The sequence below is a fragment of the Acinetobacter ihumii genome, from assembly GCF_900625095.1.
Taxonomy (GTDB): domain Bacteria; phylum Pseudomonadota; class Gammaproteobacteria; order Pseudomonadales; family Moraxellaceae; genus Acinetobacter; species Acinetobacter ihumii.
This window is the reverse complement of the sequence record NZ_LR130760.1, coordinates 927228-947673: the sequence shown is the minus strand read 5'-3', so window position 1 is coordinate 947673 and position 20446 is coordinate 927228. Positions and strand designations below refer to the sequence as shown.

The window sequence follows — 20446 nt, the reverse complement described above, 5'->3', positions numbered from 1 at the left end:
CATTTTTTATAGGCATCAAGTCATCTATTTATTGTTCTGGCTGAACAGATACTGTGATAATGGTGTAATACTGATTTTGTGGTTTTTCTGCTGGATCAAGGCTCTTGGTCACTTCAATTAAATACTCACCTGAGTGAGGAAAGCGTATCGTTGCTGCACCCTGTTGATCAGATTTAAATTGAATCGACTGTTTATCTGTTGCACCTTTCGCACGTAAATGAATTTCAGCATTGGTGAGCGCTTGTTGAGCTTGAGTCAACTTAAGCTTAACCGCTTGGTTGGCTTTAAGCTGAGTCGGATTCTGATCAAATACCACTTGAATAGCCGCTGTACCTGCTGTAGAAACAGGAGTGGCTTTATTTTTAGTGACGTAGCTTTGTAAAGTCCACTCACGGGTCACTTTTTCTACATTGTATTTTTTATTTTTAAAGTCATCTGGAATGAGATAGTCGCGCTGTGATTTGGCACCTGCTTTATCGGCAGGGACTTCAAATAAGAGTTTCCATTGTTTTTGATCTTTCACATAATTCAATGGGAAACTGGCTTTGGTTTCCAATAAATATGTTCCAGAAATGGGTAGTCCAAGATCAGCAACACTTGCCGATTTTAATTGCGTGGAAACATTAATTTGTGAACTTTGTTGCTGTGGATTAATCACTGTGATTTTTGCATCTTTGAGCGGATGCTCACTATTAAGCGCTTCTTCTGCATAACCTGCAATTAAAGCAACTTGGGTATTTTCAGTATGATAACTCAATGGGGCTAAATAGGGTTCATGAGCAAAAGTAGATGTGGTCAATAGCAGACAGGCAAGTAATTTAAATTGTTTCATTTTAAAACCTTATATTAATTTGGGTAGGATATCTAAAAGCAGCATATTATAACTAATAATCATTATCATTAAAAACCTTAATGATTGAATTTTTTAATTTTTATCATGAAAAGGCTCTGCTATTGAGCAGAGCCTAGATATATTCGCAATGAAAAAATTATTTGATTTGGTGGTCAACCAGATGCTGTCTAAGAATTCGTCTGAGTTCGAGCACAGCTTCAGGGGTTTCCTGAATTGAATGGCCACCTTTGATGATAATTTCCGAAGTTGCACCATCAAGATGAGCACTTTTGTACGGAACAATGCCATCGGTCATTACGTTTGGATCCTGACTATTGGTTTTATTGCCAATAATTGAGTGGAAAACTAAGTCCTGAGGAGGATTAATATTTTCTGTCAATGCCATAAATTTGGATTGATGACTTAAATCACTTGGACCATTTTGAATTAATCCTTTATCAATTCGACTGAGTAAATCTTTAGCATCAACATCCTGACTGGTAATGGTATCTGTCACTGCACCCAAGAATGCACCCGGTAATTTAATAATTTTCCTTGCTGCTCGGGTAAACCAAAGGTCAGCAAAATCAGTACCTTTATGTGGAGATGACATAAAAACCGCACGATCAAAATTAGCAATCGGCTGCATTCTTAAACGTTCATATACAATTGGCTGACGTTTAAGTTTTGCTTGCTGATAAGGGCTCATAATGGACAAGGCTTTTTGACTGACATCGGCCTTGCTGACCAATAATCTGCTAATAATGCCGCCCATACTGTGTCCAATTAATACAGCATCTTTTGCAGCGGGATCATTTGGACCAATACTGGCAAATGCCTGTTTTAATAAGGCATAAATTTGAAATCGACTTTCCAGAATTGGCATATTGGTTGAATAAAACACTTGCCAGACCTGATAGTGTTCCCGCAAGATGGTATCCCCCATAATATCATTGGTCAGGGCAATCCATGCTTCAGGGCTACTGGCCAAACCATGTACCAGAACAATGACTTTTTTATTTGGATTATAAGGTTCAAGCATATATAAATGCGGCATGGTCAAACGTTCTTCACGGTCGATCAAACTTAAATATGCAGCTGCGCCTAAATTATTTTCTGCCAGCCATAAACCATATGGAGCGGAAAAATTTGCAGCAAGTGGATAATTTTTTCCAGCAACATCTACGTTTTCCGTGCCATAAGGATCATAGACTTGCACAACAAAATTAGGTGAGTTAATAATTTCATCGACACTATTGGCTTTGACTGGTCGAGCAATCATGGTGGCAGATAAATAGCGTGCTTTATGAATGTTGGGGTTTGCTTTCTTTTGATAAGCGTCATCCAGCGGATTAATAACATATTTGTTGGTTGTTTTTGCATCTGAATCAGGAAAAACTACTACAAATTCAGAGCCAAAACCATCACGACGGTTAATGGTGCGAAGTCCAGAAAAATTGAGGTTATAGGTCGAAATAAATCGATCCAGCTCTTTATTTTTCAGTAAAGTGTAATGATCCAGATCAATATTATAGGTGCTATTACCGACTTTAAAGCTATCTGTAGCTTTTTTAGTGGTCGAGCGCTTGGCACTTATGGTGACCAATTTTGCAATCGCCTGATTGTAAAAATCCCGAATTTGAACCTGACGGTTATCAAAAATACGATCTACAGGTTTGCGTTTAGTTTTAAATAAGTAGGCGTAACTATAACGAATACTTTTATCCAGCATTTCTAACTGCTGTGTCTGGCAATCATTAAAAGCTTTATGGACTTGTTGCTGATGTTCTTCTGAACGGTATTTGGTCACAGTACTGGTGGTACAGGCGGCTGATTTATCCAGTTGCATGGATTTGGCTAAATATAGCTCACTGGCTGTCGATAAAAATTGTTCATCGACAATTTCTGGAATCATCTTGAGCTCATCGACGCAAGCAGTTGGGTTATCCATACATACTTTCGCTTCACGTCCAGACATTGACAGAACATTCAGGCTCGCTTCACTTAATTTGTCCTGCATCAGGATGCTATTACGTTCATTGGCGATACTGACATTTAATGCCTGTTGCTTAACGCTGACCACCTGACATCCACTGAACATGCTAAGAGATAGGGCAGAGATCAGAAAGAGGGATGTATTTTTTTTTCTAAGTTTCATAGAGTTCAATCGATAAAAATTGATTTGATCATGGTCTGATCATACGTGATCTGAATGAATTTTCAATTCAGTAAAAAATAATTATTGAAAAAAAAAGGCTGTAAAAACAGCCTGATTTTAAATGGGGATATTTACGATGCAGGTTTAGCTGCAATCGCAGGATTATTAAGAACCTGCCAGACATTCCAGCGACCCTGTTTTTCAATTTCAGTGAGCAAGCGATCTGCCACTTCTGCCTCATCAGGATATTTGATTTTGTAGTTTTTGAGGGTCTGAATTGCGTTTTTCTTTTGTTCCATTGCAATGTAGTTATTAACAGAAGCCAGATACGCCTCTTGAACACCACCTTGCATGGCTTTATTTAAATATGGAATCGCTTCACTTTGACCGCCACCTTCAGACAGACCAAAACCAAACCAGAAATTTGCTTCAGCATCTTCAGGATTCATTTTAAGTAAACGTTGCGCGTAAGTGAGGGATTTAGTGGTATAAGCTGAGCCCAAATCCAGATTACGACCTAATACGCTGGCTTTGAAAGCACGAATTAAAACGTCAAATGATGCATTTGGATTAGTCGCCAGTGTATCAAGTTGAGACGAGACTTCCTTTAACTTGCTTTCATAGCCTTTACGTTCCTGACGGTCAGTAAAGCGGGGTGGGTAATGACGGGCTTTACCTTCAACCAGTTGTAAGAAATCATCTATATCTGTCACATCAAGCTCATTTTCACCAGCTAAAGCAGCGTATTTCATGGCTCGGGTATTGTTGTTAGCAGTTGGAATAATCAGTTTGTTGACATCAAGTGTAATGCTTTTAGACGGATCATCTGGATGCGTAATGACCATTTTAGTCACAGGTTGTGCAGCAGCTTCTTTGAGTGCAATTTCAAATGGAGGTGGTGCATCGTAATTAAATGGATTGAGCGCATAAAAAGGAGGTGAAACCTCAGGTTCTGTAAAAACAAAAGGTTCAGGTGCATTATTTTTTTTGACAGCAACGGGACTACAGGCGGTTAATACTGAAGCTGCAAGTAGGGTATATGCCAAAGGCTTAAGCATCATAGAAACGTCCATTCTTTGTTGTTTAAAGTTAAAAAGCTGTTTGTCGAGCCAGTCTAAAAAAAGCCAGACAAACATGCAATGAGAGACGTGTTACAGTATTAAACCAATTGTTTATGCTTTAGACGATTGACTTTGTGCTTCACATTCACGACGCACTTCTTCAATGATTTTCAATTCTTCATCACTAAAAGGTTGTTCATCCTGTTTTTGTTGATTAAAGGTCGGATCAAGTAGTGATAATCGCTGACACAAGGTATTCATCCGCGCTTCATTGTGTTGAATACGGTCCAGCAATACGCGCATGCCTTCTAAAATCGGATCAGTCTGGTCAGTGGTCGTTGCATAGGGCTGAAAACCAATACTTTCTGCATAATTGCGACGACGTTGTTCTTCTTCATTTTCAGTGATCTTATCTTTATAGATAAAGCGAGCAGGATTGCCTACTGCGGTAACACCCGCAGGAACCTCTTTGGTCACGACGGCATTTGAGCCCACTTTGGCATTTTTACCGACGGTAAAAGGTCCCAAAATTTTTGCGCCAGCACCGACAATCACACCATCTTCCAAAGTGGGATGGCGTTTACCTTTATTCCATGTAGTACCGCCTAAAGTGACGCCATGATATAAGGTTACATCATCCCCAATCTCAGCCGTTTCCCCAATAACCACACCCATACCATGATCGATAAAGAAACGTTTGCCAATTTTAGCGCCGGGATGAATTTCAATGCCTGTTGCAAAACGGCTAAAAGTTGATAATAAGCGTGCAGTACTTTTACAGTCTTTTTCCCAGAGTTTATGCGCGACGCGATGCATGAACAGTGCATGAATACCCGGATAGTTGGTAATGACTTCTAAAGTATTGCGAGCTGCTGGATCACGCGCAAATACAGCCTGAATATCTTCTTTGAGCTGTTTAAGCATTGGATTGATCCTCTTTATCCATTGATGTTTTTTTCCATGTGCCCTGACTTAAGGCTTGGACACGGCTAAATATGCCACGAAGTAAATGATATTCCATACGATCTAATTGTATACGTCCGAATAAACGACGCAAGCGTAAAGGTAACAAACGCGGATTTTCTGGATCAAGAAACTCGATATCGACCAGCATTTTTTCTAAATGTGGATAGAATTCCTGCATTTGTTGATGATTGACTAAAGGTTCATCCCATTCCATTGCCGTGTCAGCGGTGACAGGCATTTGCCCAACATTGGCATTTTCTTGTGATTCAGTCTCTTGTTGAAGCTGCTGTAAAGTTGCCATGCGCATTTCATAACACACGACTTGAATGGCTTGCGCTACATTCAATACACCGTACTCCGTGTTCACTGGAATGGTCAGATGATAATTTGCTAATGCTAATTCTTCATTGGTTAAGCCACGGTCTTCACGACCAAATACAATCGCAACTTGCTGTTGCTTTTGTACTACAGCTTGCATGGAAAGTTCAGCAGCAGGGCGGACATCAAGCAATGGCCACGGAATAGTACGACTGCGCGCACTGGTACCAAACACAAGATGACAATCCTGAATGGCTTGTTCCAAGGTGTCTACAATTTCAATCTGTTCAATTAAATCTTGCGCGCCCGCTGCTAGGGCGTCGATATCTGGATGCGGATAAGTTTTAGGTTTAACTAGAACCAGTTTGCTCAGTCCCATGGTTTTCATGGCTCTAAGCGCACTACCAATATTCGCAGGCAATGTGGTATTCACCATGACGATTTTTACATGCGACAAAGACTGTGAAACTGACGCATTGTCAGATGTATTCATAAATGATCCAGATCTAAAATTTTAAGAATATTGCGAGACTTCTGCCTGATACATGTCCATGGCTTCATCCATAGACAGGTCCGTTGGTGGTGGCGCAAGAGGCGCATTGCGTATTGGCTCGGCTGCTTTTGCGGCTTTGGACTTGACTTGATATTCGATATAAATCGATTCTTTTCCAAAATAATCACGCAATTTGACCAGTAGTTCATCAAGCGGTGCGACTTTCCAGTTTTGTCCAAGATAGAGTTCAGCTGTGGCGTAGTCTTGTTCAATCGCAATTTGTACAGGAATATGCTGACACAGATCAATATTACAAAACGGCAAAATGATTTGTTGTAAATCATGAGCCAATGACGCACTCATTAAGTCCTTAGTCGGTTGAATCCGAATATGATTGGCACGTTTTTGCCGAATTTCATTGAGGCTAAAGGCTTTACTTAAACGTGCCATTGGGCGGTCAAAGCCTTCACGTTCATAAATTTCGGCTTCAATGACGACGACTTGTTCAACTTGAATAATATCTTTAAAGCGTTGAAAGCGTTCATGATTACAGCTGACTTCAATTCGGGCAGTACCATCATCTAGCGTAATCATGATCCGATTTGGGAAGTTGGCAACATCGACCACCAAACCTGCAATAACCGTGGTTTGACCACGGCGAGTTGGCGTTAGCTCATTAATTTTGGCTGGGATAAATGCTTTGAGTTCTGGACGATAAACATCAATCGGATGACCAGTCAAATATAAGCCAAGTGTGTCTTTTTCACCTTTAAGACGAACTTCGTCTGACCAAGGTTTGACTGGTTTTGCTGGTTTACGCTGAACTTCTTCAACCTCACCAAACAAATCCATAATTCCTGTTTCGCGATTTTGCCGTGCCTGTTCAGCGGCTTGTACTGCTTCAGGCAATTGTGCCATTAAACTTGAGCGTTCAATACCCAAACAATCTAATGCGCCCGCACGAATTAACGCTTCAAGGGTTCGTTTATTGATTTTTTTCAGGTCGATACGATGACAAAAATCAAAAAGGTCAGTATAAGGGCCATCTTTTTCGCGTGAATCAATCACTGATTGCATGGCTTGTTCACCCACACCTTTAATGGCACCCAAGCCATAAACCACAGTTTTTTCATCACTGGCGTGAAAGCGATAAATCGACATATTGACTGAAGGCGGTAAAACTTCCAATCCATTACTACGGCAGTCATCAATTAAAAACACGACGTTATCTGTGTTTTGCATTTCCGATGACATGACCGCTGCCATAAACTCCGCAGGATAGTGTGCTTTCAACCATGCAGTATGATAGGCGACAAGGGCATAGGCAGCAGCATGCGATTTGTTAAAACCATAGCCTGCAAACTTTTCCATATAGTCAAAGATATGATTGGCTGTGGCTTCATCAATCTCTTTTTCAGCAGCACCCGTAATGAAGATCTGGCGTTGTTTCACCATTTCTTCAGGTTTCTTTTTCCCCATCGCACGGCGCAACAAGTCCGCACCGCCAAGTGTATAGCCTGCACAGAACTGTGCCGCCTGCATCACCTGTTCCTGATAAACCATAATACCGTAAGTCGGTTCAAGCACACTTTCAAGTAGAGGATGTAAGTATTCAAACTCGCCACCGTGCATACGATGGATAAAGTCAGGAATCAGATCCATTGGACCTGGACGGTATAATGATACGAAAGCAATAATTTCTTCAAACTTACTTGGACGCGCTTCTTTAAGCATGCGTTTCATACCGACGGATTCAAACTGGAATACCGCTGTAGTATTGGCATCCGCGAAGACTCTGTATGCATCAGCATCATCGAGTGGTACGCGTTCAATGACTAAAGGTTCCTTAACATCAGCGCGTTTATTAATATTTTGAATCGCATCCTCAATCACGGTCAGGTTACGTAAACCCAAAAAGTCAAATTTTACCAGCCCCGCAGCTTCTACATCGTCTTTATCGAATTGCGCAACACGGTTTGTTCCGTCCGCCTCACACATCACGGCTGAATAATCGGTAATTTTACCCGGTGCAATGACCACGCCACCCGCATGTTTACCTGTATTACGGGTAATCCCTTCGAGTTTAAGTGCCATTTCCCAGATTTCACTGGCATCATCATTATCTGGATTGGACGGATTGGTGACGATATCTTTAAGTTGCGGTTCCATTTCAATGGCGGTGGCTAAATCTACGCCAAGCGGTTTGGTCGGTACCATTTTTGAAATACGATCGGCCAAACCATAGGATTTCCCTAAAACCCGTGCTACATCTCGAATGGCACCTTTGGCCGCCATGGTACCGAAGGTTGCAATCTGCGATACCGCTTCACGACCATAGGTACGTGACACATAGTCAATGACGCGGTCACGACCTGCAATACAAAAATCGACATCAAAGTCGGGCATTGAAACACGTTCTGGATTTAAGAAACGTTCAAAGAGCAAATCGTAACGTAGGGGATCAAGATCGGTAATTTTTAAACTATACGCCACCAATGAACCTGCACCTGAACCACGTCCCGGTCCCACAGGGACACCGTTATTTTTGGCCCATTGAATAAAGTCCATGACGATCAGGAAGTAACCCGGAAAACCCATTTTGAGAATAATATCAACTTCATATTTGATACGTTCATCATAAGGTTTACGAATCTCTGACCAGTCTTCGTCACGCTCTGCAACAGGATAAAGTAATTCCAGACGTTCCTCTAAACCGACTTTGGACAAATGCTCAAAGTAGCTATCAATGGTAAAACCTTCAGGAATCGGATAATCAGGCAGGAAGTAGGTGCCCAGTTGCAAGCTGACATTACAACGCTGGGCAATGTAATAGGTATTTTCTAAAGCACTTGGAATGTCTGAAAATAATTCAGACATTTCTTCGGCAGTTTTAAAATATTGTTCTGGACTATAGGTGCGTGGACGACGATCATCCGCCAAAACATAGCCATCTGCGATGCAGACACGTGCTTCATGTGCTTCAAAATCATCACGCTCAACAAAATGCACATCATTATGTGCGACCACACCGACATGATATTTGGCTGCAAGCTTGACCGCTTCCTGAATATAATCTTCTTCACCAACACGGTCTGTGCGAGTTAATGCAAGATAAACGCGATTGCCAAATTTTTCTTGCCAAGCTTGTAGTAAAGGTTCTGCTTTTTGTGGGTTGGACGAACACAGCATTTTGCCGACATCACTATGTTGCCCGAGTAAAACGATCATGTCTTGATGTTGGTCTAAAACCCATTGTTTTTGTACACAAGGAATACTCAGTTGCTGACCTTCAATAAACCCACGTGACACGATTTCAGTCAGGCTACGCCAGCCATCATTGGTCATAGCAAGTAAAGTCACTCGATGCTCGGCATCATTGAGACGAATTTCACTACCTAAAATGGGTTTTATCCCTTTCGAGAGGCAACTTCCATAAAATTTGACGGCAGCATGTAAATTGGAAAGATCAGTCAATGCCAGCGCAGGCATGCTTTCATTCACCGCAGCTTTGATAAGATCAGGTATCCGAACAATCGATTCGGTAATCGAAAACTCTGTATGAATACCAAGATGAACAAACTGCATAAAACGATCCTGACCAAGTTCGTCGATGATTATAAAGTCTGAGTAGTTTAACACGCTCTGAGTTGAGCCGTTGTCTATTATTTTTCCAATAACACCATAATCTGTTTGGGCTGAAAATATATTTCACAAAGAAACATCATGAAAAGAATAAATATAAAAGCCCTATTTGAAAATAAAATGTTTTAGAGCGTCTTAATTTAAAACGTCATCATCTTGTGGATTGAGATAACTGCAATATGCTTGGATTCGACTTGGGAAGTAAAGCTTAGCAAGAGGTGGGCTAGCCAAGTGAGGATGACGCAAGAATTTTGCTCTTGCGTCATCACATTATAAAACGTGCAATATATTTGTGGTTATCTAATACATTGCACGCATATCATTTTTAGATGCTGTTTGAGTTCGAACAGTTGCGAAAAGATAGTCTCGCTTAACCTGTTTGTGTTAAAAAACGGCATCAATTTATTGGATTAATACTGCCAGAACATGCGTTGAATTTCTTTGGCATCATTAGTCTTGGTCAATGCAAGCGCAGCTAAAAGACGCGCTTTTTGTGGGTTTAAATCATGTGCTACGACCCAGCCATATTTATCATCAGGCTGTTCTGCATTGCGCAATACAAAGCCTTGAGGCACTCGAGACGAGCGAATAATCTGGATGCCTTGTTCATCATGTAATTGTTTTAAAGTTGGAACAATATAATTAGCGACCGAACCGTTGCCTGTACCTGCATGAATGATGGCTTTAGCGCCTGCTTTGGCATATGCTGAATAGGCATCTGGCAGCATTGAATCTGAACCATAGACAATTTGAACCAATGGCAACTGATCGCCCTTGATATTTTCAATATTAAATTCAGAAGCATTGTTAAAGCGTTTAACCGAATTTCTGAACCAGTACGGTTTGCCCTCTACTAAGGTTCCTAAAGCTCCCCATTGACTTGCAAAGGCATTGGTATGAATGTTAATGGTTTTAGTCACATCCCGTGCGGCAAAAATAGAGTCATTCATCAGCACCATGACGCCTTTATTTTTTGCTTCATCTGAAGCAGCGAGTGCGACGGCACTATAAAGGTTAAGTGGGCCATCGGCTGAAAGGGCAGTAGATGGGCGCATTGAACCGACCAAAACAATCGGTTTATCAGTATGAATGACCAAATTCAGGAAAAAAGCGGTTTCTTCTAGGGTGTCTGTTCCGTGAGTAATCACGATCCCATTCACCGAGGGTTTTTTGACTAAGTCGTTGACCTGACGTGCAAGTGAAAGTAACTCTTTGTCAGTAATACTTTCAGAGGCAATTTGTAAGGCCTGAACGCCACTCACATTGGCTAAATCTTGAACTTGAGGGACCGCATTGATTAACGCATCGACTGGAACTTTAGCGGCTGTATACGTTGCGCTATTGGTTGAACTTGCACCTGCACCGGCAATGGTTCCACCCGTTGCAACCACCACCACATTATTTTTTGCATATAAAGAAACTGATGCAGCAAGTAAAGTCAGTGCCAAACCACATGATTTAAAAGTTTTACTTATCATTAACCGTTTTCCTAGTTGTTAAAATTCCATTTAAAAAGCAATGTCTGTGCCAGACATTGCTTTAATTTAATGTTTTTTAACCAACCAAGTCATTGGCAAATTATTATGTAGTCATTATTAACGCTTTGTGGCCAAGAAACGACCTAAACGGCTAATGGCTTCACGTAATTCATTTTCTGCCGGTAAAAAGACTAAACGGAAATGATCATGCGTTGGCCAGTTAAAGCCTGTACCTTGCACCAAAAGAACTTTCTCTGCACGTAAAAAGTCCAGCATCAGTTGTTCATCATCTTCAACATGATAAATATTTGGATCGAGTTTAGGGAAGCAATACATCGCACCTTCAGGTTTGACACAGCTCACTCCCGGAATCTCATTGAGCATTTGCCATGCAATATTACGTTGCTCATATAAGCGACCATTTGGACGGATTAAGTCATTAATCGATTGATAACCGCCCAAGGCTGTTTGAATGGCATACTGTGCCTGATGGTTAGCACAAAGACGCATGGAGGCGAGCATGTCCAAACCTTCGATATAATCTTTGGCACGGGACTTATCACCTGTAATTGCCATCCAGCCTGAACGATAGCCTGCAATACGATAGGATTTAGACAACCCATTAAAGGAAATACAGAGTTGATCACCTGCCAAAGCGGCTAAAGCCACATGTTCAATACCGTCATAAATGATTTTGTCGTAGATTTCATCAGCAAATAAAATCAAATCATGCTTTTTCGCCAAAGCCACTATTTGCTCTAACACATGGCGTGGATAAACCGAACCTGTTGGATTATTCGGATTAATCACCACAATGCCACGAGTATTTGGCGTAATTTTACTTTCCATATCCGCAATGTCCGGATACCAGCTATTTTCTTCATCACATTTATAATGAATCGCCGTACCGCCCGACAAATTCACGGCTGCTGTCCAAAGTGGATAGTCAGGCATTGGCACTAGCATTTCGTCACCATCGTCCAGCAAGCCTTGCATTGCCATGACAATCAGTTCAGACACGCCGTTTCCGATATACACGTCATTGACATGCATATCGCGAATTCCTTTTTGTTGATAGTACTGACAAATCGCTTTGCGAGCAGGAAAGATGCCTTTAGAGTCAGTATAACCAATAGCATTCGGCAAGTTTAATGCCACGTCATTGATAATTTCCTGAGGGGCTTCAAAGCCAAATGGGGCCGGATTACCAATATTGAGTTTAATAATTTTATGACCTTGCTCCTCCATCTCGTTGGCCGCTCGTAACACAGGTCCACGAATGTCGTAGCAAACATGCTCGAGCTTAGACGATTTTTTAATTTGTCGTGGAGTTTGAAGTGTACTGTTCATTTTAGGGCTCTCAGAAGGAGTGGCGTTCACTTTTGCATAACGATATAAATAGCTTTTAAATGTTTCCGTTGTTACCAAATCAAGACCGTGTTGGTCTCTGAGCAATGCAACAATTTTTTCATGCGTAAAGCCTGCCTGTTGATATTGTTTGATCACAGGCAGTAGATTTTTAAAAACAACGCTTTTTTTCTGCGACATTTTTTAATCCTGAGCAAGAATAGGACAAGAGTATCATTTTTTTTGCTTACGAAAAAGCATTGCAATAAGAAAATTGCTTTCTTTGTTTTTATTATTGCTATCTTTTTGCTTTCATCTCCAATTATGAGTGTTTTGTAAAATGTTGAGTAAAGACTAGAAATTTTAGAATGAATCACGTAAATATAGAATTATCCTAGTTGAAACAGCAATATAAGCAGGGAAAAGATCATGGGAAAGCTCAATAAAACAGAACGAGAGTGGCAAAGAGAGTTATCACCTGAAGAGTACCGCATTACACGGCAAAAAGGCACTGAGCCAGCATTTACAGGACAATACTGGAACAGCAAACAACAGGGAACCTATGTGTGCCGTTGTTGTGGTACAGAATTATTTTCATCAGAAACTAAATATGACAGTGGTAGTGGCTGGCCAAGCTTTTACCGACCGGTAAGTGCCGCAGTTATAGATGAAAATGAAGACTCGACACACGGTATGACGCGAACTGAAATTGTTTGCCATAATTGTGATGCTCATTTAGGGCATGTGTTTGAAGATGGACCGCAGCCGACAGGACTTCGCTATTGCGTAAATTCGGCTTCATTACAATTAAAAACTAACGAAAAGAATGATGAGGAAACTTATCCATGACCAGCCTTTATCAATTTGAAGCTGAATTATTAGAGGGAGATACGAAGTCTCTTGCTGATTTTGAAGGCAAGGTACTTCTGATTGTAAATACTGCCAGTAAATGTGGATTTACTCCGCAATTTGCAGGTTTAGAAAAAGTATATGAAAAATATAAGGATCAAGGCTTTGAGGTGCTGGGTTTTCCCTGCAATCAATTTGGTGGACAAGATCCGGGTTCAAATGATGAAATCGGTGCTTTTTGTCAGCGCAACTATGGCGTAAGTTTTCCAATGTTTGCCAAAGTGGACGTTAAAGGGCCAGAATCACACGCGATTTTTCGCTACTTAACTCGTGAAGCAAAAGGAATTTTGGGGAGTGAAAGCATTAAATGGAATTTTACTAAATTCTTGGTCAGTAAAGATGGAAAGGTGCTTAATCGTTACGCACCGACCACGAAACCAGAAAGTATTGAAGCAGATATTGAACAAGCATTGGCACAATAAGCTGCGCTTTTAAAGAGCCTGTAAGTTATTTATGTCTGATGTCGATGTAGTATTTTGGAGTGATCCTCGAATGCCTTATGTGGAAACACGTAAGGCATGTCAAAGTCGTATTTGCTATAAATCACATAGTCATACAACGTTTTCTATTGGTGCTGTGGATCAGGGGCAAAGTTGCTTTAGTAGTTATTTACATACAACAGTGAATATTGAATCAGGTTCAATCGTCAGTATTCCTGCCAATATTGAACATTCTTGTAACCCGTTACCTCATCAGACATGGAGTTATCAGATGATGCACCTTGATCTGGATTGGCTCAATCAGTTACTTGAAGAATCCTTGACAGACATTGTGTGCCAACAGAGGCCTAAATTAAAACCAGAAATTATAAAAAATCCTGAAATTTATCAGCAATTTTGTTTCTTAAATGATAGTTTGTTTGATTCGGAGCGAACCATATTGGAAAAAGAACAGACTTTGGTTGAAACGCTGAGTCAGATCATATTTCCATCATTACAATTGAAACGACTAGATGAAAAAAATTATCTTGAACAGCATTTAAAAAATTTAGTTGATATTCTTTCTCGACATGAGCATTTTCTCTCACTTGAGCAATTGTCTCGCCAAAGTGGAATTAGCCGTTATGCAGTCATACGTCTGTTTAAACGAAATTTTGGTCTGACTCCTCATGCATTTCAACTTAATTTGCGGATTAATCAGGCGCGAGAAAGGCTTAAACAAGGCAAAACAGTGGCTGGCATTGCTTATGATCTGGGTTTTAGTGATCAAAGTCATTTCCATCGGGTATTTAAAAGCCTGACAGGTGTTACACCGAAACAGTATCAAAGTGGTTGCTAAACGCAATTTTGTACAATAACCAGATTTACTATTTCCATAAGCTACGGTTTTTATTTGATTGAACTGTTTTTATGGAACTTTTTTTTGCGATTGCGTTTACTCATTTTGTTGCTTTACTTTCTCCAGGCCCTGACTTCTTTTTGATCTTAACAACATTACTTAATCAAAATAAAACAGCTGCACAGAAAGTCTGCTGGGGAATTGCGCTAGGGAATGCCTTTATTTTATTAATGGTTTTTTCTGGCTGGCATTTGCTTGGAAAAATAGATGTTTGGATTTTGACTTGTTTAAAATGGGTGGGAGCATGTTATCTAGTATATCTGTGTTACTTGTGTTTTCGTTATGCACATATTCGTCTTGATCTTAAAAGTCAGTGCCAACATACTAATATTTCTTCTTTAAAATCCATATTATTGGGACTTCAATCCAGTTTACTCAATCCTAAAAATATATTTTTTTATAGCAGTCTGACTTTGTTGGTTTCAGAAAAATTTAATATTTATCAAAAAATTGCTATCTCGCTTTGGATGGTGTTAGTCGTTTTATTCTGGAATATGTTTTTGCTTAGATTACTCTCGCATCCACGTTGGATTTCTGCTTTACGCAAATATTCTCAATGGCTGTATTATCTTTCTGGAATCTGTTTTTTGGGCTTTGCGAGTCTTTTGATATATCTCTAATAGATGCAATTATGAACGACCAAGCATTTACGTTCTGGAAAATGCTTGGTCGTTGACTAAAGCATTACAAAATACTCTTTAATCGCTGCACCACTTGTTCACATTGTGCGAGATCTGCGACCAATGCCATGCGTACATGGTTTTCACCGGGATTGCCTAGTTCGGTTTCGCGGGATAAATACCGACCCGGTAACACTTTAATATGTGCTTTTTCCATCAACATTTTTGCAAAGGCTTCATCATTGTTGACCTGCAACCAATAATAAAATCCTGCATCAGGTTTTTTAAGCGGTAGTAAAGAGCCGAGTTCCGATTGAAATAAGTTAAATTTTGCACGATATTGCTGGCGGTTTTCTTCAACATGCGTTTCATCATTCCATGCTGCAATAGAAGCAAGTTGATGCTGTACAGGCATTGCAGCACCATGATAAGTACGGAATTTTAAATACGGTTTTAATAGCTCAGCATCACCAGCCACGAAGCCAGAACGCATTCCGGGTAAATTGGAACGTTTGGATAGCGAGTGAAAAACGATACAGTTTTTATAATCATCACGCCCGATTTCTGCACAGACTTCCAGTAAGCCTACAGGCGCTTGATCGAACCAGAGTTCTGAATAACATTCATCTGAAGCGATCACAAAATCATATTGATCAGAAAGTTGAATTAATTTTTTAAACTTTTCTTTTGATAATACCGCACCCGTTGGATTACCCGGTGTACACACAAACAATAAGGCAGTTTTCTCCCAAACTTCGGCAGGAACAGCATCAAAATCACCCAAATAATCATTGTCAGGGGTGCAATTGATAAAATACGGTTTTGCACCTGCGAGTAAGGCTGCACCTTCATAAATCTGATAAAAAGGATTTGGCATCACAATATAAGGGGCATCTTCACGCTTAATCAATGCCTGAACAAAAGAGAAAATCCCTTCACGAGTACCCGTAACAGGTAAAATATGATCTTCAGCACTAATATGATTAAGCTGAAAACGTTGCGTTAGCCAGTTTGCAATACTTTGGCGTAATTCTGGTAAGCCCTTACTATTGGGATATGTTGATAAATGCTGAAAGTTATCAATAATCGCTTGTTTAACAAACTCAGGAGCAGGGTGCTTGGGTTCCCCAATAGAGAGTGGAATTAACGGCAAATCTGCCGGTGTCACATCTTTAAAAAGCGCATTTAACTTTTCAAAAGGATAAGGGTGTAATAAGGACAAACTTGAGTTCATTAAACAATTACCGATTCGTAAAAAACTACGTTAGTTTTGACTAACTACTTGGTTGGACGCTTCATCGAGTGCAGATTTTAATTGCGCTGCAAAAATTTTCGCTTCATCTATATTCATGGGTTGACCATCTTTTTTGGTGACAAAGAAAATATCTTCAGCACGTTCACCCAATGTTGCAATTTTAGCTGAATGAATATCTAAACCCTGCATCATAAATAATCCACCGACACGCGCCAATAAACCGGGCTGATCCAGAGTGGAAATTTCAACCATATTCTGTTGAAGCGCAGGGTTTAGGGTAATGTCAACCGTATTTTCCACGTCAAAATGGCGAAGCTGTCGTGGAATACGGCGTTGCATTAACCCCGGATATTTATCTGACTGGCTCAAGGCTTTTACCAAAGCTTGTTTCACTGTCGATTGGCGTTCAGGGTCGGTCAGTAATGTACCAAAACGATCCAGCACTACATAAGTATCCAGACTAAAGGCTTTGGTTGCTGTAATAATTCGCGCGTCTTGAACATCCAGATTCATGCGATCCAGCACAGCAACAGTGGTTGCAAATAAATTTGGTTTATCTTGCGTGTAAATAAAGATTTGGATGGCATCCTGCGCTTGTGTTGACTGACGATGTGCGCGGAATAACACTAAAGGTTCGGCATTGTCACCATGTTGTAAGATCGCACGGGTATGCCATGCAATCTCGTCAGCAGATTCTTTGAGGAAATATTCATCTCCAAGCTCCTGCCAGACTTTTTCAACGGCATCCAATGAAAATTCATTGACCAATGCTTCACTGGCAATAAATTTGGTGTCTTCAATCAGCATTTGATAATCGACAGGACGACCTAAACCTGAACGAATAATGTCACGGGAATAGGTATAAAGTTGACGCATTAAGGATGCACGCCACGTATTCCATAACTTAGGATTGGTCGCATTAATATCAGCCACAGTCAGACTATATAAGTAATCCAGATGCTCCATATCACCGAGTTTTTCGGCAAATTCTTTGACGACATCAGGATCAGAAATATCTTTTTTCTGGGCAGTCAGTGACATCAGTAGATGATTTTGAATCAGCCATGCGACCAGTTTGCATTCACGTTCGGTAAAGCCATGTTTACGACAAAATTCAATCGCATCTTCCGCACCGAGTTCACTATGATCGCCCCCACGACCTTTGGCAATATCATGGAAAATCGCAGCAAGATACACAATATCGCGACGTGCCAACCTTTGAAATACGGAGCTAACCACTGGAAAGTGCTGGGCAAATTCAGGCTCTTTAAAACGATTTAAATTGCGAATAAGTAACAGCGTATGTGCATCGACGGTGTAAATATGGAATAGATCATATTGCATCAGCCCCATAATTTGACCAAAAGCCGGGATGTAATTACCCAAAATGCCGTAGCGTTTCATATCCACCAAAGTGTCATAAAGACGATACGGTGAGCGCAAAATTGCCATAAATAAGGCTTGATGCATGGGATTGTCACGAAACTCCTGATCAATCCGTTTTGCAGCCATAATGAGTAAGCGCAAGGTTCTTGCGCGAATGCCCTCAATTTCAGGACGATTTGCCAGTAAATAAAATAATTCTAAAATTGCACTTGGATGTTCCGCAAATATTTTATGCTGCTGAACAGCAAGTTTGCCATCGACCAGCTTGAAGTTTTCGTTAATCTCTTCAATTTTACGCTCATAGTTGGGTAAACGCGGCGTAATGACCGATTCATTGAAATATGCCAGTAGCATTTCATTTAAGGTAGACACTTGCTGCGCCGTACGATAGTAACGTTTCATAAACTGTTCTATGGCATAGTTAGCAGGTTTGCCTTCTTCTTGTACGTAGCCAAATTTTGCCGCGATATCACGTTGATAATCAAACAACAGGCGATTTTCATCACGTTTGGTGAGACGGTGCAAATGTGTGCGAATTTCCCATAAAAAGCTTTCTGCTTCTTCAAGTACGCTCAGTTCAAATTCAGAAATAAAACCCAGATGAACTAAGTCATAAATACGATTGACCCGAAAATGGCGTTTGGCAATCCAGCCGATTTGATTCATATCCCGAATGCCGCCCGGCGCATTTTTGATGTCTGGCTCTAGGTTGCTTTCGGTATTATTATGTTGAGCATGGCGTTTTTCCTGCTCTTCCATTTTTGCATCAAAAAATGTTTTATCAGTCCATGTTTGAGAGACAATGCGGCGTGGCCATTTGGCAAGATGTGGATTACCCTGAATAAGTCGAGCTTCAATCAATGTCGTGGCAACGGTCAAATCATTGGTGGCTTCTTCAAAGCAATTACGAATAGTACGAACGCTAATGCCGGGCTTAAAATTTCCAACATCCCATAAAGATGAGACAAAAGTAGAGATCTGCTTTTCCTGATCAGGTGTGATGTCCTGTTCAGACAAAATCATAATATCCACATCTGAATAGGGCAGCATTTCACGGCGACCATAACCACCGACAGCAAATAATCCAAGTTCAGTTTGATTCAAACCCGCATGATTCCATAAAAAAATCAGAGCTTCATCAATCAAATTAGAACGCGCTAAAACGATATCTCGTATCGGAGATCCATTTTCATAAAACTCCTGTAGCTGCTGTTCAACGTCATTTCGCCATTGATTAATCGCTTTGATGTCATGGTGACTAGTGACATAACTCAGCAGCGGAGAAGTATTGAGCATAAAAATAGACCTAGCTTAAATAGATTAATTTGTTTTGACTTGAACCAGATTCGCGGCGTGTGCCGCAAGTTCACGCGCTTGGTCGGTAGTTTCTGCTCGTGCAGTTGCTACCCCCATACGACGGCGTTTAAAACCTTCAGGTTTACCAAACAAACGTAAGTCAGTGTCTGGATGTGCCAAAGCAAGATTAAGTTGGCCAAAGCTTAGATTATTGGCATCGACACCTGCATAGATCACGGCACTGGCTGCAACACTATGACGTGTGGTATTGACAGGTAAACCTAAAATAGCACGCGCATGCAGTTCAAATTCACTTTGAAATTGGGAGGCTAAAGTCACCAGACCTGTGTCGTGTGGACGAGGGGAGACTTCACTAAACCAAACTTGATCACCTTTAATAAAAAGCTCTACGCCAAAAATACCGCATCCGCCCAATGCAGTTGTGACTTTATGAGCAATGCGTTTGGATTCAATCAATGCTGCATTAGTCATTGCCTGAGGCTGCCAGCTTTCGACATAGTCACCTGAGTCTTGACGGTGTCCAATAGGGTCACAGTATTGAGTTTCAATTTCACCTGTTTCAGGATTTTTGGCGCGAACGGTTAAAAGCGTAATTTCGAAATCAAAATCAATTTGTGATTCTACAATCACTTTGCCTTGATTAACTCGTCCACCGGTTTGAGCATATTCCCAAGCGGCATCAACCTCGGCAAAACTTTTAACACGAGACTGACCTTTACCAGATGAAGACATCACAGGTTTTACAAAATTAGGATAACCAATGTCGTCACATGCGGCACGGAAACTTTCTAGCGAGTCTGCAAAACGATACGCAGAGGTCGGTAGTCCTAATTCTTCAGCAGCTAAACGACGAATGCCTTCACGGTTCATCGTCAAATTAACTGCTTTGGCAGAGGGAATTACCGTAGCAATGGCTTTATTTTCAATCTCAAGCAATACTTCAGTCGCGATGGCTTCAATTTCTGGCACAATCAGATTGGGTTTAATTGTTTCAATCAGTTGATGTAATTCGTTGGCATCGGCCATATTGAGGGTATACGAATAATGTGCAACCTGCATTGCGGGAGCATGATCATAACGATCTGCGGCATGCACCTCGACGCCTAAGCGTTGTAAAGAAATAACCACTTCTTTACCCAGTTCTCCTGAACCTAATAATAAAACTTTAAAGGCAGAAGATTGGAGGGGAGTACCAATAGTCACGCTCATGCGAATCATCCGTGCAAAAGTTGGGTCTTAAGCATAGCAGAACTCGAACTTGAATTAAGCCTTGTTTCACATAAAAATATACTTTTGTTTGCCAATAATAAAAACTAAAAAATCTCA

15 protein-coding genes are annotated in these 20446 nt (G+C 40.7%); 4 read left to right on the top strand and 11 right to left on the bottom strand.

All coding sequences use genetic code 11. The features are described 5' to 3' along the window. Window positions 1-28 precede the first annotated feature (28 nt). The 8 genes from E0D95_RS04430 to E0D95_RS04395 all read right to left on the bottom strand — a co-directional run bounded on the left by E0D95_RS04430 (window position 29) and on the right by E0D95_RS04395 (window position 12496). Entirely contained in the window at window positions 29-832 is an 804-nt protein-coding gene (locus E0D95_RS04430) for a DUF4198 domain-containing protein (RefSeq protein ID WP_130802752.1), read from the bottom strand. Window positions 833-989: 157 nt separating this feature from the next. Beyond that, window positions 990-2990 carry an alpha/beta hydrolase gene (locus tag E0D95_RS04425; RefSeq protein ID WP_130802751.1) on the bottom strand — a complete coding sequence of 667 codons (2001 nt, stop codon included), beginning with the start codon at window positions 2988-2990 and terminating at the stop codon, window positions 990-992. A gap of 131 nt (window positions 2991-3121) precedes the next feature. Then, on the bottom strand, window positions 3122-4051 hold the full coding sequence (locus tag E0D95_RS04420; protein WP_130802750.1) for an ABUW_2363 family tetratricopeptide repeat lipoprotein: 930 nt from the start codon (window positions 4049-4051) through the stop codon (window positions 3122-3124). Between the two features lie 111 nt (window positions 4052-4162). Continuing rightward, entirely contained in the window at window positions 4163-4975 is an 813-nt protein-coding gene (gene cysE / locus E0D95_RS04415) for a serine O-acetyltransferase (RefSeq protein WP_130802749.1), read from the bottom strand. After that, the gene (locus tag E0D95_RS04410) at window positions 4968-5828 is read right to left on the bottom strand and encodes an RNA methyltransferase (protein ID WP_130802748.1); all 861 of its coding nucleotides are present in this window, start codon (window positions 5826-5828) and stop codon (window positions 4968-4970) included. Before E0D95_RS04410 ends, cysE begins: the two co-directional genes overlap by 8 nt. A 21-nt stretch (window positions 5829-5849) precedes the next feature. After that, window positions 5850-9413, bottom strand: coding sequence for a DNA polymerase III subunit alpha (gene dnaE / locus E0D95_RS04405; RefSeq protein ID WP_130802747.1), 3564 nt, complete (start codon window positions 9411-9413; stop codon window positions 5850-5852). Window positions 9414-9880: 467 nt separating this feature from the next. Next, window positions 9881-10948, bottom strand: a complete 1068-nt coding sequence (locus tag E0D95_RS04400; RefSeq protein WP_130802746.1) for a type II asparaginase — start codon at window positions 10946-10948, stop codon at window positions 9881-9883. Window positions 10949-11065: 117 nt separating this feature from the next. Beyond that, window positions 11066-12496: a pyridoxal phosphate-dependent aminotransferase gene (locus E0D95_RS04395; protein WP_130802745.1), complete on the bottom strand. Its 1431-nt coding sequence runs from the start codon at window positions 12494-12496 to the stop codon at window positions 11066-11068. A 228-nt stretch (window positions 12497-12724) separates the two neighbouring features. Between E0D95_RS04395 and msrB the strand changes: the two genes are divergently transcribed. The 4 genes from msrB to E0D95_RS04375 all read left to right on the top strand — a co-directional run bounded on the left by msrB (window position 12725) and on the right by E0D95_RS04375 (window position 15162). Beyond that, window positions 12725-13144 (top strand): peptide-methionine (R)-S-oxide reductase MsrB, encoded by a 420-nt coding sequence (gene msrB, locus E0D95_RS04390; protein WP_130802744.1) that lies wholly within the window; start codon window positions 12725-12727, stop codon window positions 13142-13144. Then, window positions 13141-13626, top strand: a complete 486-nt coding sequence (locus E0D95_RS04385; protein ID WP_130802743.1) for a glutathione peroxidase — start codon at window positions 13141-13143, stop codon at window positions 13624-13626. Before msrB ends, E0D95_RS04385 begins: the two co-directional genes overlap by 4 nt. Window positions 13627-13657: 31 nt before the next feature. Further along, entirely contained in the window at window positions 13658-14482 is an 825-nt protein-coding gene (locus E0D95_RS04380) for an AraC family transcriptional regulator (protein WP_213073694.1), read from the top strand. A 71-nt stretch (window positions 14483-14553) separates the two neighbouring features. Next, entirely contained in the window at window positions 14554-15162 is a 609-nt protein-coding gene (locus tag E0D95_RS04375) for a LysE family translocator (RefSeq protein WP_130802741.1), read from the top strand. Window positions 15163-15226: 64 nt separating this feature from the next. Here the strand turns inward: E0D95_RS04375 and dapC are convergent, their stop codons facing one another. From dapC to purT, 3 genes are read right to left on the bottom strand one after another with little or no spacing between them, the layout of a single operon-like run. Beyond that, on the bottom strand, window positions 15227-16396 hold the full coding sequence (dapC, locus tag E0D95_RS04370; protein ID WP_130802740.1) for a succinyldiaminopimelate transaminase: 1170 nt from the start codon (window positions 16394-16396) through the stop codon (window positions 15227-15229). A gap of 30 nt (window positions 16397-16426) precedes the next feature. Next, entirely contained in the window at window positions 16427-19099 is a 2673-nt protein-coding gene (gene glnD / locus E0D95_RS04365) for a [protein-PII] uridylyltransferase (protein ID WP_130802739.1), read from the bottom strand. A gap of 24 nt (window positions 19100-19123) precedes the next feature. Then, window positions 19124-20338 carry a formate-dependent phosphoribosylglycinamide formyltransferase gene (gene purT, locus E0D95_RS04360; RefSeq protein WP_171478530.1) on the bottom strand — a complete coding sequence of 405 codons (1215 nt, stop codon included), beginning with the start codon at window positions 20336-20338 and terminating at the stop codon, window positions 19124-19126. Between the last annotated feature and the right edge of the window lie 108 nt (window positions 20339-20446).

What these genes read in the sequence shown, in the direction of transcription:
- E0D95_RS04375 (WP_130802741.1), top strand. Translation starts at nt 14,554, where the DNA reads ATGGAACTTTTTTTTGCGATTGCGTTTACTCATTTTGTTGCTTTACTT.
- E0D95_RS04430 (WP_130802752.1), bottom strand. Translation starts at nt 832, where the DNA reads ATGAAACAATTTAAATTACTTGCCTGTCTGCTATTGACCACATCTACT.
- dnaE (WP_130802747.1), bottom strand. Translation starts at nt 9,413, where the DNA reads ATGCAGTTTGTTCATCTTGGTATTCATACAGAGTTTTCGATTACCGAA.
- purT (WP_171478530.1), bottom strand. Translation starts at nt 20,338, where the DNA reads ATGATTCGCATGAGCGTGACTATTGGTACTCCCCTCCAATCTTCTGCC.
- E0D95_RS04400 (WP_130802746.1), bottom strand. Translation starts at nt 10,948, where the DNA reads ATGATAAGTAAAACTTTTAAATCATGTGGTTTGGCACTGACTTTACTT.
- glnD (WP_130802739.1), bottom strand. Translation starts at nt 19,099, where the DNA reads ATGCTCAATACTTCTCCGCTGCTGAGTTATGTCACTAGTCACCATGAC.
- E0D95_RS04420 (WP_130802750.1), bottom strand. Translation starts at nt 4,051, where the DNA reads ATGATGCTTAAGCCTTTGGCATATACCCTACTTGCAGCTTCAGTATTA.
- E0D95_RS04425 (WP_130802751.1), bottom strand. Translation starts at nt 2,990, where the DNA reads ATGAAACTTAGAAAAAAAAATACATCCCTCTTTCTGATCTCTGCCCTA.
- E0D95_RS04385 (WP_130802743.1), top strand. Translation starts at nt 13,141, where the DNA reads ATGACCAGCCTTTATCAATTTGAAGCTGAATTATTAGAGGGAGATACG.
- E0D95_RS04380 (WP_213073694.1), top strand. Translation starts at nt 13,658, where the DNA reads ATGTCTGATGTCGATGTAGTATTTTGGAGTGATCCTCGAATGCCTTAT.
- E0D95_RS04410 (WP_130802748.1), bottom strand. Translation starts at nt 5,828, where the DNA reads ATGAATACATCTGACAATGCGTCAGTTTCACAGTCTTTGTCGCATGTA.
- E0D95_RS04395 (WP_130802745.1), bottom strand. Translation starts at nt 12,496, where the DNA reads ATGTCGCAGAAAAAAAGCGTTGTTTTTAAAAATCTACTGCCTGTGATC.
- dapC (WP_130802740.1), bottom strand. Translation starts at nt 16,396, where the DNA reads ATGAACTCAAGTTTGTCCTTATTACACCCTTATCCTTTTGAAAAGTTA.
- msrB (WP_130802744.1), top strand. Translation starts at nt 12,725, where the DNA reads ATGGGAAAGCTCAATAAAACAGAACGAGAGTGGCAAAGAGAGTTATCA.
- cysE (WP_130802749.1), bottom strand. Translation starts at nt 4,975, where the DNA reads ATGCTTAAACAGCTCAAAGAAGATATTCAGGCTGTATTTGCGCGTGAT.